Here is a 12,294-nt window from a genome sequence, read left to right on the forward strand (position 1 = left end):
TATGTCAAAAAACCCGTTGTTAAATGACAAAGTGCACGACAAAGCCCACCGCTATATGAAGGCTGAGATTATGAGGGGAATCGCAAATATCTACTGTACGCCTACTACACGAACATGTCTACTGGTAGTACTCTCATCCCAACGCCACTTCCAGCTTTGATTCGGCTCACAGCGGCGCCCTGAGCCCGCGCCGAGCGCTCGGGGTAGCCTAGAAATGGCCCCGCCCACGTTTGAAAGTGAGTTTCAACACCATGAGTATTCCAGAGAACCAGCCCACCGACGTCGTCATTGTCGGTGGAGCCCGCACACCACAAGGTCGGCTGAATGGTCAGCTAGCATCCTTAACCGCCGTCGAACTTGGTGCATTCGCCATCGCCGGCGCCCTCGAAAGATCCCGCGTTGACGCAGCAGATGTCAACGCCGTCATCATGGGCCACGTCGTTCAAGCCGGTTGCGGTCAGAACCCCGCCCGCCAGAGTTCCATCAAGGCAGGCATCGGCTGGGACGTCCCGGCAGTCACCCTCAATAAGGTTTGCCTCTCCGGCCTCACTGCCGTCATTGACGCGGCGCGGCTAATCCGCAGCGGCGAAGCAACCGTGGTCGTAGCCGGTGGCCAGGAATCGATGTCCAATGGACCACACATCCTTCCCGGCTCACGACAAGGCTGGACTTACGGCAACATTCAAGCTGTTGATTCCGTCGCCACCGACGGCCTGACCGACGCTTTTGATCAGGAATCCATGGGGGCATCCACTGAACGAGGCAACGACGCTCTGGGCATCGGTCGTTCAGCACAGGATGAAGTTGCCGCCTCGTCGCACCAGCGCGCAGCCGCGGCAGCGGAAGCGGGCATCTTTGACGATGAGATCGTGCCTGTCTCCGTCCGTCAGCGCAAGGGCGAACCGCTTGTGCTCAAAGCCGATGAGGGCATCCGGCCCACCACTACCGTGGAAAGCCTCAGCAAGTTACGGCCAGCCTTCAACAAAGAGGGCGCCATTACTGCAGGGAATTCCTCCCCACTGTCCGACGGGGCCGCTGCGCTGGTGCTGACAACCCGTTCAAACGCAGAAGCCAAAGGACTCGAGATTCTCGCCGTTCTCGGCGAGCCAGGACAGGTAGCAGGCCCAGACAACTCCCTGCACTCCCAGCCCGCCAACGCCATCCACAAAGCGCTGGAACGCGCTGGTTGGACGACGTCGGACCTTGACTTCATTGAGATCAACGAGGCGTTTGGCTCCGTAGCGTGTCAGTCGCTGAAAGACTTGGACCTCTCCCTCGAGAAGTGCAACATTCACGGTGGGGCCATCGCTCTAGGGCATCCCATCGGCGCTTCTGGTGCTCGCCTAGCACTTCATGCAGCACTTGAACTCAAGCGCCGAGGATCCGGCAAGGCTGCTGTATCGCTGTGCGGTGGCGGAGGCCAGGGCGAAGCACTCCTACTGATCCGGAGCTAACAAGCCGACGCGCATCATGCACGCATGCAAAAGGCCCCCACGCTCTGACGAGTGTGGGGGCCTTTTGAGTGGTTGAGCCATGGAGGTTCAACCGGAACAAGCTACTTGACGGTCACCGAAGCGCCGGCAGCCTCAAGGGCTTCCTTGGCCTTCTCAGCTGCTTCCTTGGTTGCGCCTTCCAGCACAGCCTTGGGAGCCGAATCAACAAGATCCTTGGCTTCCTTCAGACCCAGTGAAGTCAGGCTACGAACTTCCTTGATCACTGCGATCTTCTTCTCGCCGGGACCTTCGAGGATGACGTCGAATTCGGTCTGCTCTTCAGCAGCCTCTGCAGCTCCGCCGGCGGCAGGGCCTGCAACGGCAACGGCAGCAGCCGTAACGTCAAACGTCTCTTCGAACAACGTAACGAACTCTGAGAGCTCGATGATGGTCAGTTCCTTGAAAGCTTCAATGAGCTCTTCGTTGCTGAGCTTCGCCATGGTGTGGCGTCCTTCCTTTAGTCGGCACCGAACGGCACCTGAGTTTATTGGGTGCGAGAGCTGCTAGCTCTCGTCGGTTGCCGTATTCTCTGCGTCTGCCGATTCGGCAGCCGAAGCTTCTTCGGCAGGAGCCTCAGCGGCGGCTGGCGCACCTTCGGCCTCTTCACGCTTGACGCGTAGCGCCTCGACGGTCCGAGCCATAGCTGCGGCAGGCGCCTTGAGGATTCCTGCAACCATAGCGAGCTGGTGCTCGCGTGATTCGAGCGCTGCAAGCGCAGCGACGCCGGAAGCATCCATGGCCTTGCCCTCGAAGTAACCGGTCTTGATGATGAGCTGCGGGTTGTTCTTGGCGAAATCCGTGAGGCTCTTTGCTGCAGCAACTGCATCGCCCTTGATGAACGCGATTGCAGTAGGGCCGGCAAGCTGATCATCAAATGCGTTGATGCCAGCTTCCTTGGCTGCAATATTCGTCAGGGTGTTCTTGACGACCGAGTACTTGGTGTCCTGGCCGAGCGAACGGCGCAGCTGCTTGAGCTGTGCCACGGTGAGCCCACGGTATTCGGTGAGGACTGCAGCATCAGAATCCTTGAAATCAGTGACGATTTCTTCCACTGCTGACACCTTGATTGGCGTTGTCATAACCCTCCTTCCGGGGAATAGTGCCGGCTATTCGGTCCCGAAACAAAAAACGCCCCGCGCAGATGCACGGGGCTAGGCTCTACGTAGCTTTTTCTGCCACGGAGCGTTGCTTCGTTCACCTGCGTAGGCCGTCCTCTGAGAGGAACTTTCGGATGACCTCTGCTTCTCAGCGGCACCAGGAGGAGCCAAACAGGAGTCATCGACCGACGGTCTTTGGTAGATTTAGCCTACTCGACGGCACCCTGAGCGCCAAATCCCGCTTTCTGCCACATGCCGGTACACCCAGCCGGTACAAAACCGAGAGTTTCGTTGATCCGAAGCATGTGGACATTCTCGGCCGCGTTCCATGTGTAGATACGGCGCGCGAGTGGCCACTGGGCCTGGATGCGCAAGATATTAGCTGCCTTGAGTGCCATCCCCAACCTGTGTCCACGGAAGGCCGTGAGCACAAGCGTGTCCTCTTGATAGAGGACTTCTGGCTTCTGTCCGGCATATTCCAGGATGGTGTGTCCGACTAATTGTCCGGTAGACCTATGGCGCGCAGCGGCGACAAGGCTACGTATCTCTCTCTTGACAGCCTCCTCTTCAGCGTGGCGGACCCGTGCTGTGTCCCACACTTCTTCCTGGATCTCGAGGCTCCCAGCTGGCACATCCACGCTCATCCACTGACGTAGACATGCATAGTTGTTCACCAGTGACTCGGGACAGCGGTCCTCCCAGTAGACGAGATCATACTCATGACCGGCGACCGCACGCGCCCGCTCCAGCATGGCGTCAGCATCAGCCCTGTGGTCAAGATTCAGAATACTGAACCGCTCGACCTGTTCGAGCGAGTGGCCGAGAGACCGGGCAAACCCGACAGACGCGGACGAGGACGGGACCTCCCCCACGCCTGTCACTGCTGTGATGTTAGCGGCACCGGGGCCGATCTGATCAGCACGATGCTCGGTTGTGCCCATCACCGTGACGCGACCGAGCTCGCGAAGATGGGACTCCACGGACTCATAGAGTTGCCTGCCGATGCCTCGCCTGCGGTGCTCAGGTTGAATAAGAATGTGCACGTAAGCGACATGTTCGTTGTCTCCGAGTGGAAGGACCACTTTTGCCACCCCAACGACGTCGTCGTTTAATTTGGCAATCATGGGCGCCTTTGCCCGATACTGGCTTGGTCGGCTTGCGATCAGTTGCTCCGCATAACTCAAACTGTGATCCTCATGGCCCCAGAGGTCCATTTCTTCAGCGTCGGTCAGCGCGCAGACCTGAGTGAAGTCCTGTGCCTCAAGGGCATCCAGCTTCTCAGGTCTTTGGAGCGGAGAGAGAGTGTAACTGTACTAGTCATATCTCGAGTCTCATTAAGTGGTTGGGACTTATCAACCACAACGGTCAGGGACGACGGCGAGGGATCGTATTGACTTTGTCCCAGCCACGCCGACCTTCCCTGGATCCTTCGTGCGCGTCGCGGCTGCGGTAAAGGACGTAGGGACGGAAAAGGTAGCCCAATGGTGCTGTGAACACGTGTACCAGACGGGTGAAGGGCCACAGCGCGAAAAGGGCTATGGCGGCAAAGGCATGAAATTGGAAACTGAACGGCGCAACGGCCATCAGCTCAGGCTGCGGGTTGAAAAAGAAGATGCTACGGAACCAAACGGAGACTCCACCTCGATAGTTGTAATCTCCAGCCACCCCGGACACGGTGTTGACCAGTCCGCCCAAGATGACCAACGCCAGCATCAGGTACATCACCTTGTCCATCGGGGTAGTTGCTCCCAGCACGGCCTTGGTAAAACGGCGCCGGTAGAGAAGACCGATCAGTCCAACGATGGTGAAAACACCGGCAATCGCACCTACCGAAATCGCCATGAAATGGTACATCCCCTCCGAAATCCCAACGGCGTGCGTCCAGCTTTCGGGGATGCCCAGACCCATGACATGGCCCAGGAAGACCGCCAAAATCCCGAAATGAAACATTGGGCTCGCCCAGCGCAAGATACTGCTTTCATACATCTGACTCGACCGAGACGTCCATCCAAACTTGTCATAGCGGTACCGCCAGATATGTCCGAGGACGAAAATCGTGAGGCAAATGTAGGGGAAAATCAGCCATAGAAAAACGTCGAGCACACTGTCCATCACGCGCCTCCCGGCATCGGTGCCAAATCCGGCATTCCATAGGTATTCAGACCAACCTGCTCTTCTTCAGGACCTTCCGCTATCAGCCGTTGAACAGCTTCGTGGTCCTTCCCTTTCAGCGGCGGAAGGGTGGCACAGACAGATTGCAGTGCGCCATGCCACGGTGATCCGACTTCCCCTAGGTGAAGCCGAAGAAGTTCAAGACCCGCACGGTTGTCCAGAATAATTTTCAGACCCGAGGCCAAATCGGTTATCGCTCCGAATTCCAGGACAACACAGAGGTGGTCGGGCAGCTGGTCATCGGCCAGATTCAGACCGGCCTTAGCGTAAACCTGCTTAATACGCAGCAACGCCAGGCCCCTTTTCCTGGTCTCTCCATTAGAAAAGTAAGTCAAGAACAGGCATCCACGTCGACGGGTATCGAAGGTGTCGACGTATTCGCTCTGCACTTCGCGCAGATCTCCCTCACGCAAATGCCGAATGGTCTCCCGTAGACCTGCACCTACTTTGACCGGTAGGCTCGCGGCTACCTCGCCCAATAGATCCAGACGTTGGAGCAGGGATTCGTCCGGATAGTCCATCAAGATGGACGCGGCTTGCCACGCATTGGTGATTTCGGCAGGCGAATATTTCAATGTGGGCATTTTGGGAGTCACGACGGCGCTCCCGCCTGGGAGGTAGATCCTGGACCCGGTTGCGCATCAGGAAACAATCCATTGGGTGTGCCCTGGCCATTCCAGTTCAACAGATTTATGCGCACTCCCTCAGGCCGCCCGGGCCCGCTGGCGGACGCAACGCCAGGGTCCTTTCCACGATCCGGATCGTTCCCGAAGGACTCGTCCATTCCGCCCATGCCGCCCATGCCTGGCCCACCATCGACGTTGAGCGAGCACTCGGTTGCGATGTTTTCCAATTTATGGGCATCTTCGTAGTGGGCAGGTGGAATAACGTAGCGCTCTTCGTATTTAGCGATAGCCAATAACCGGTACATGTCTTTGATTTCCTGGCCTGTCATCCCGACCGACTCCGCAATGGACTCGTTCGGCTCCCATCCCATGTTGATGTCCCGCATATAGGACCGCATGGCCGCAAGCTTGTGCAACACGTTGTCCACGGGCTGAGTGTCCCCAGCGGTGAATAGCCCGGCTAGATACTCGATGGGGATCCGCAGCTTGTCGATGGCAGCAAAAAGGTTGTCCTGCCGTTCGGGATCTTCACCGGTTTCGCTGACCGCATCCACGACTGGAGAGAGCGGCGGTATGTACCACACCATAGGCATGGTGCGATATTCCGGATGCAGTGGGAGTGCCACTTTGTAGTCGTTGATAAGAGCCCAGATCGGCGATCGCTGGGCAGCCGACACCCAATCCTCTGGAATGCCTGCCAGGGCGGCTTCGCGGATAACTTCAGGATCATTCGGGTCCAAGAATACGTTTCGCTGGGCCTCGTAGAGGTCGTGCTCGTTCCTGACGGACGCCGCCTCCAGCACTCTGTCGGCATCGTAGAGCATCAGACCGAGATAGCGCAGGCGCCCAACGCACGTTTCCGAGCAGATAGTGGGCTGACCGATCTCTATGCGCGGATAACAGAACGTGCACTTTTCGACTTTGCCGGTTTTGTGGTTGAAATACATCTTTTTGTAGGGACACCCACCCACGCACTGTCGCCAACCGCGGCAGCGGTCCTGGTCCACCAGGACAATCCCGTCCTCTTCGCGTTTATAGATGGCACCCGTGGGGCAGGAGGATACGCACGATGGGTTCAGGCAGTGTTCACAGATGCGAGGCAGGTAGAACATGAACGTCTGCTCATATTCGAACTTAATCTTGTCGCCGACCTGTTTGAGGATCGGATCGTTGTTCGAGTTTTCTACCGAACCTGCAAGGTCATCATCCCAGTTGGAAGACCACGTGATTTTGGTGTCTTCGCCGGTGAGCAACGATTTAGGCCGCGCCACCGGTAGGTGCTCCTGAGCCGGGGCCGTGGTCAAATTGTCGTAATCATAGGTCCACGGCTCGTAATAGTCCTTGATACCCGGCAGGTTGGGGGCGGAGAAGATCGTTAGCAGGTTCTTCAGGCGCCCACCGGCCTTGAGCTGGAGCCGACCGCGCTTGGTCAGCGTCCAGCCGCCCTTCCACTTTTCCTGGTCTTCATAGGTGCGTGGATAACCCTGCCCTGGGCGGGTCTCCACGTTGTTGAACCAGACGTGCTCCGCGCCGGACCGGTTGGTCCAGACCTGTTTACACGTGACTGAGCACGTGTGACAGCCAATGCACTTATCCAGGTTCATCACCATGGCCATTTGTGCCATGACACGCATCAGTACTCAACCTCCTGGGTTCGGCGGCGAATGACTGTGACCTCGTCGCGTTGGTTTCCTGTGGGCCCCATATAGTTGAAGGCATACGTCTGCTGGGCGTAGCCACCGATCATGTGCGTGGGCTTGATCATCAACCGGGTTAGCGAGTTGTGGTTACCTCCGCGCTGACCACTGGTCTCCGAAAGCGGCATGTCGATCAACCTGTCCTGGGAGTGATACATGTAGACCGTTCCCTCCGGCATCCGGTGGGAGACGATGGCCCGAGCTGTGACGGTGCCGTTGCGGTTGACCGCTTCTATCCATTCGTTGTCTTTCACCCCAATCTTCTCTGCGTCCAACGGACTCATCCAGATCCCCGGCCCTCCCCTAAACAGAGAGAGCATGAGCAAGTTGTCCTGATACTCCGAGTGGATGGACCATTTGTTGTGCGGAGTCAGGTACCTTACGGTAACGCCCTTGGACGAGGTAGAGCCGATGGCCGGCTCGTCGAACAATGCGGTCATGTCAAGTGGTGGACGGAAGATGGGTAGACCTTCGCCGAGTTCGGTCATCCAGTCATGATCGAGGTAAAAGTGCATCCGGCCGGTCAATGTATGCCACGGCTTGAGCCGCTCCACGTTGATCGTGAACGGCGAGTACCGCCGTCCCCCGGATTCAGAGCCGGACCATTCTGGTGAGGTGATCACCGGCACCGGTCCGCGCTGCGTGTCGGCAAAGGTGATGCGCTTGCCCTCGTGTTCAGAGGCAAGATCGTGAAGCTTCGTCCCGGTACGTTTTTCCAGGGTCTTGAAGCCCTCGGTGGCCAGGCGACCGTTGGTGGTACCCGAGAACGTCAGGATCATCTCGCAGGCCTGAATGTCCTTGAGAATGTCCGGACGCCCGTCCGCAGGCCCTCCGCGGACAACACCGTTCTTCTTCTTGAGCTCCTCGATCTCCGGACCAAGGTCATACGTGATGCCCTTGGTGGTGGCACCGAGTGTGTCCAAGAGTGGGCCAACCGCACGCATCTTGTCGCCGATGGCGGTGTAGTCCCGCTCGATCTCGACGATCTTGGGCATGGTGACACCCGGCTCCGGCTCGCATTCCCCGTACTTCCAGTCCCGGACCTTTCCGTGCGGAACCGCCATCGCGTCAGGGGTATCGTGGGTCAGCGGTACGGCGACGACGTCGGTCTGCATACCTAAGTGACGCACCGCCAACTTACTGAAAACCCGGGAGATCTCCTGCCAGGCATCCCAATCCGTGCGTGACTGCCAAGGCGGGGTGATGGCCGGATTGAAGGAGTTCACGAAGGGGTGCATGTCCGTGGTGGAAAGATCGTACTTCTCATACCAAGTGGCCGCCGGCAGCACAATATCGGAGTAGAGAGTGGAACTGGTCATCCGAAAATCCAGCGTTGTCAGCAGATCAAGCTTCCCGATCGGGGCCTTCTCGTGCCACTTCACGTCCTTGGGCCGGAACCTTTCGGCTGTTTCCTCGGCAGTGATCGTGTGTGAGGCACCCAGCAGATGGTTCAGGAAGTACTCGTTACCCTTGGCCGAGGAGCCGATCAGGTTCGATCGCCACAGCGAGAGTACTCGTGGGAAGTTCTCTTCGGCATCTGGGTCCTCCGCGGCAAAACTCAAGCGGCCAGCCTTGAGCTCATCGACCACATAGTCCTTGGCAGACTGCCCATTTGCACGGGCCTGAGCACCGATGACCAGCGGATTCCGGTCGAAGGTCGGATAGGAGGGCATCCAGCCCAGTCGTGCGGACTGCGCAATGACATCGGCCATCGTCTTGCCAGCCAGTTGACCTTTACCGGTCTGCGCGGTCAACGCGTCCGCCCCGAACTGGTCGTAGCGGAACTGGTCTGTGTGCAGGTACCAATAGGCGGTCTGCACCATGTTGCGCGGAGGACGCATCCAGTCCAGACCGTTGGCCAGCTGCGTGTATCCGGTCAGCGGGCGCACTTTTTCCTGGCCCACATAATGTGCCCAGCCGCCACCGTTAACCCCTTGGCACCCTGTGACCGTGGTCAGCGTCAAGAACGTTCGGTAGATGGTATCCGAGTGGAACCAGTGGTTGGTTCCTGCACCCATCAGGATCATTGACCGCCCTTTGGAATCCACAGCGTTCTGCGCAAACTCCCGGCCAATCTTCTCGGCTGAAGCCGCAGAGACTCCGGTGATCGTTTCCTGCCAAGCCGGGGTATTCGGAGATTCAGCATCGTCGTAACCGGTGGGCCACTCCCCTGGCAGCCCCGGGCGTCCAACGCCGTACTGCGCCAGCAACAGGTCAAAGACGGTTGTCACCAGACGTCCAGCAACCCGACGCGCCGGAACTCCGCGCCGGATGATCCCGATGTTGCCTTGCCCGGAGTCAAAACGCGGCATGTCCACCGGCACGTTCTCATCCGCGCCATCAATCAGCGTGAGTTTAGGATCGACGTCTCCCAGGTCCAGGTTCCATTTTCCCTCACCTGTCTCGCCGTAGCGGTGGCCCAGAGTGCCCGGCGGAACCACCAGACGGTCAGTGGCCGAATCGACCAGCACTGTTTTAAATTCGGCGTTTTCCTCTTCCGGTTCGACCTCATCCGTAAGATCGGCGGCAGTCAGGAACTTTCCGGCGGTGAACGTGCGCTCCCCAGCGGCGTCCCGCGCCTCGTCGAGGGTGACCAGGAAGGGAAGATCCGTGTACTTCTTCACGTATTGGTTGAAATAGGGGGTCTCTCGCTCCACGTAGAATTCTTTCAGAATCACGTGTCCCATAGCCATCGCCAAAGCGCCGTCTGTGCCCGGCTCAGCCGGCAGCCATTCATCAGCGAATTTGGTGCTATCGGCGAAATCTGGTGAGACAACGATGACCTTCTGTCCCCGGTATCGTGCCTCGATCATCCAATGCGCGTCAGGGGTACGTGTTACCGGGACGTTGGTCCCCCAGATCACCAGGTAACCTGCATCCCACCAGTCCCCAGATTCGGGTACATCGGTCTGGTCACCGAAAACCTGAGGGGAAGCGACGGGCATATCGGCATACCAGTCGTAAAAACTCAGCATGGATCCACCGATGAGATTCACAAAACGCGCACCCGACGCGTGGGAAACCATGGACATCGCCGGGATAGGGGAGAATCCAGCCACCCGGTCCGGCCCCCATCTGCGAATGGTATGCACGTGTGCAGCAGCGATGATCTCGACGGCTTCATCCCACGTTGCGCGGACCAGCCCACCCTTGCCACGGGCCCGCTTGTAGCGGCTTGCGCGCTCGGGATCCTCGGTCACATCCGCCCACGCCAGTACCGGATCTTTCAAGCGTGCTTTGGCTTCGCGGTACATCTCCAGCAGCACCCCGCGAATGTAGGGATATCGCGTGCGGGTCGGGGAGTACGTGTACCAGGAAAAGGAGGCGCCGCGTGGGCAGCCCCGCGGCTCGTATTCGGGTTTGTCGGGGCCAGTGGTGGGATAATCGACCGCCTGAGTTTCCCAGGTGATGATGCCATCCTTGACGTACACATTCCATGAGCATGACCCCGTGCAGTTCACCCCGTGGGTTGAGCGAACTACCTTGTCGTGGCTCCAGCGGTCCCGATAAAAGGAGTCTCCGGAGCGTCCTCCGACTTTGAGCAGCGTGCGCCCATCCGGAGACACTACCTCTTTTGGAGTGAAGAATCTCCTGGTCTTGATCAGCGCGTCTGTCAATCCGCTATTCATCGTGGCGCCCATAACGGCCTCCCCTCCCATGGCCTGCTACGACCACCATGAATCGTGATGTTATGCCAAATCTGAAAGCAGAATTCCGTCGGAATCAAGCGCCAGATGTCAATATGACATCACAGTAGCAGAGAGAAGATGCGAGTTCTATTACATACTGATACACGGAAGACCGATTGTGAACGGTGTGCCGAAACGAAAGGGCGCCCACAGCCTAATCTGCGGACGCCCTAATATTCGTGTGGAAAGACCAGCGCAAGTGCTATGCGTCGGCCAGAACCTTGGTGACGTTGGGATCAATGCCGATACCGGGGCCGAATGTGGTGGTGATGGTGGCCTTGGAGATATAGCGGCCCTTGGAAGCCGACGGTTTGAGACGTAACACTTCTTCCAGCGCCGCTGCGTAGTTCTCTACGAGCTTCTGTGAGTCGAACGAAACCTTGCCGATAATGAAGTGAAGGTTGGAATGCTTGTCGACACGGAAGTCGATCTTTCCACCCTTGATGTCCGTCACGGCCTTAGCCACGTCCGGGGTCACTGTTCCGGTTTTTGGGTTCGGCATGAGGTTACGAGGGCCAAGAACCTTACCCAAACGACCTACCTTGCCCATCATGTCCGGGCTAGCGACGGCAGCGTCGAAGTCGGTCCAACCGGCGGCGACCTTTGCGATCATGTCGTCGGAGCCAACGAAATCCGCTCCGGCAGCAATAGCGGCCTCGGCGCGCTCGCCTGTTGCGAAAACAAGGACGCGGGCGGTCTTGCCAGTGCCGTGGGGCAGGATGACCGTGCCACGAACCATCTGGTCCGCCTTACGGGGATCTACGCCCAGCCGAAAGGCGATCTCTACGGTTGCGTCGAACTTTGAAGGATTAGTTTCCTTTGCCAACGTAATGGCCTCAATCGGGGCATACTGCTTGCCTACCTCGATCTTGGCTTCCGCTGCTTCATATGCTTTGCTGCGCTTTGCCATCTGCTTTTTCTCCTTGTGCAGTTGTGGTCTGCGGACCGCGCGCGGCCCTGCCACCTGCGGTTCCGAACTCCGGAACCGTCTTCTCTGATGTTGTGGATTGTCCGGGAAGTTCAACCCCGAACGGAGACGCTACTTGGCGTCTACGGTGATACCCATTGAACGGGCCGTACCGACAATAATCTTCACTGCTGCGTCGACGTCGTTGGCGTTGAGATCTTCCATTTTCATGGTGGCGATTTCAACGGCCTGGGCGCGGGTGAGCTTTGCCACCTTGACCGTGTGCGGCGTGGCGGAGCCCTTGGGAACGCCTGCAGCTTTCTTGATCAGTTCCGCCGCCGGAGGAGTCTTTGTGATGAAGGTGAAGGAGCGGTCTTCATAGACCGTGATTTCCACCGGGATGACGTTTCCGCGCTGTGATTCCGTTGCGGCGTTGTAGGCCTTGCAGAATTCCATGATGTTAACACCGTGCTGACCAAGCGCAGGACCGATCGGAGGTGCTGGGTTTGCAGCACCTGCCTGGATCTGCAGCTTGATGAGGCCGGTGACCTTCTTTTTCTTGGGAGCCAATTTAGGGTCCTTCTCTTATGTACTTCCCCCCGAAACAGGAGCG

10 protein-coding genes are annotated in these 12,294 nt (G+C 58.2%); 1 reads left to right on the forward strand and 9 read right to left on the reverse strand.

The window, feature by feature from the left end; all coding sequences use genetic code 11:
* The first annotated feature begins 251 nt into the window (after positions 1–251).
* Positions 252–1,454 (forward strand): acetyl-CoA C-acetyltransferase, encoded by a 1,203-nt coding sequence (locus JOE65_RS12745; protein WP_205163549.1) that lies wholly within the window; start codon positions 252–254, stop codon positions 1,452–1,454.
* A 101-nt stretch (positions 1,455–1,555) separates the two neighbouring features.
* Here the strand turns inward: JOE65_RS12745 and rplL are convergent, their stop codons facing one another.
* The 9 genes from rplL to rplK all read right to left on the reverse strand — a co-directional run bounded on the left by rplL (position 1,556) and on the right by rplK (position 12,251).
* A complete protein-coding gene (gene rplL / locus JOE65_RS12750) occupies positions 1,556–1,933 on the reverse strand; it encodes a 50S ribosomal protein L7/L12 (RefSeq protein WP_205163550.1) in 378 nt (125 codons plus the stop codon).
* Between the two features lie 63 nt (positions 1,934–1,996).
* Complete coding sequence (gene rplJ / locus JOE65_RS12755) at positions 1,997–2,572, reverse strand: 50S ribosomal protein L10 (RefSeq protein ID WP_205163551.1); 576 nt, start codon at positions 2,570–2,572, stop codon at positions 1,997–1,999.
* Between the two features lie 227 nt (positions 2,573–2,799).
* Positions 2,800–3,804: a GNAT family N-acetyltransferase gene (locus JOE65_RS12760; protein ID WP_275587560.1), complete on the reverse strand. Its 1,005-nt coding sequence runs from the start codon at positions 3,802–3,804 to the stop codon at positions 2,800–2,802.
* 151 nt (positions 3,805–3,955) lie between these two features.
* On the reverse strand, positions 3,956–4,702 hold the full coding sequence (gene narI / locus JOE65_RS12765; RefSeq protein WP_205163553.1) for a respiratory nitrate reductase subunit gamma: 747 nt from the start codon (positions 4,700–4,702) through the stop codon (positions 3,956–3,958).
* Positions 4,702–5,346 (reverse strand): nitrate reductase molybdenum cofactor assembly chaperone, encoded by a 645-nt coding sequence (gene narJ, locus JOE65_RS12770; protein ID WP_239536715.1) that lies wholly within the window; start codon positions 5,344–5,346, stop codon positions 4,702–4,704. Before narJ ends, narI begins: the two co-directional genes overlap by 1 nt.
* Positions 5,347–5,354: 8 nt before the next feature.
* Positions 5,355–7,022, reverse strand: a complete 1,668-nt coding sequence (gene narH / locus JOE65_RS12775; RefSeq protein WP_205163555.1) for a nitrate reductase subunit beta — start codon at positions 7,020–7,022, stop codon at positions 5,355–5,357.
* Entirely contained in the window at positions 7,022–10,726 is a 3,705-nt protein-coding gene (locus JOE65_RS12780; RefSeq protein ID WP_205163556.1) for a nitrate reductase subunit alpha, read from the reverse strand. Before JOE65_RS12780 ends, narH begins: the two co-directional genes overlap by 1 nt.
* 250 nt (positions 10,727–10,976) lie before the next feature.
* Positions 10,977–11,684: a 50S ribosomal protein L1 gene (gene rplA / locus JOE65_RS12785; protein WP_205163557.1), complete on the reverse strand. Its 708-nt coding sequence runs from the start codon at positions 11,682–11,684 to the stop codon at positions 10,977–10,979.
* A 129-nt stretch (positions 11,685–11,813) separates the two neighbouring features.
* Positions 11,814–12,251 carry a 50S ribosomal protein L11 gene (gene rplK, locus JOE65_RS12790; RefSeq protein WP_205163558.1) on the reverse strand — a complete coding sequence of 146 codons (438 nt, stop codon included), beginning with the start codon at positions 12,249–12,251 and terminating at the stop codon, positions 11,814–11,816.
* Positions 12,252–12,294: the final 43 nt, after the last annotated feature.

This window comes from Arthrobacter roseus, from assembly GCF_016907875.1.
In the GTDB taxonomy this organism is placed as follows: Bacteria; Actinomycetota; Actinomycetes; order Actinomycetales; family Micrococcaceae; genus Arthrobacter_J; species Arthrobacter_J roseus.

Coding starts and splice junctions, on each gene's coding strand:
- JOE65_RS12745 (WP_205163549.1), top strand. CDS start 252: ATGAGTATTCCAGAGAACCAGCCCACCGACGTCGTCATTGTCGGTGGA.
- rplL (WP_205163550.1), bottom strand. CDS start 1,933: ATGGCGAAGCTCAGCAACGAAGAGCTCATTGAAGCTTTCAAGGAACTG.
- rplJ (WP_205163551.1), bottom strand. CDS start 2,572: ATGACAACGCCAATCAAGGTGTCAGCAGTGGAAGAAATCGTCACTGAT.
- JOE65_RS12760 (WP_275587560.1), bottom strand. CDS start 3,804: ATGGACCTCTGGGGCCATGAGGATCACAGTTTGAGTTATGCGGAGCAA.
- narI (WP_205163553.1), bottom strand. CDS start 4,702: ATGGACAGTGTGCTCGACGTTTTTCTATGGCTGATTTTCCCCTACATT.
- narJ (WP_239536715.1), bottom strand. CDS start 5,346: ATGCCCACATTGAAATATTCGCCTGCCGAAATCACCAATGCGTGGCAA.
- narH (WP_205163555.1), bottom strand. CDS start 7,022: ATGCGTGTCATGGCACAAATGGCCATGGTGATGAACCTGGATAAGTGC.
- JOE65_RS12780 (WP_205163556.1), bottom strand. CDS start 10,726: ATGGGCGCCACGATGAATAGCGGATTGACAGACGCGCTGATCAAGACC.
- rplA (WP_205163557.1), bottom strand. CDS start 11,684: ATGGCAAAGCGCAGCAAAGCATATGAAGCAGCGGAAGCCAAGATCGAG.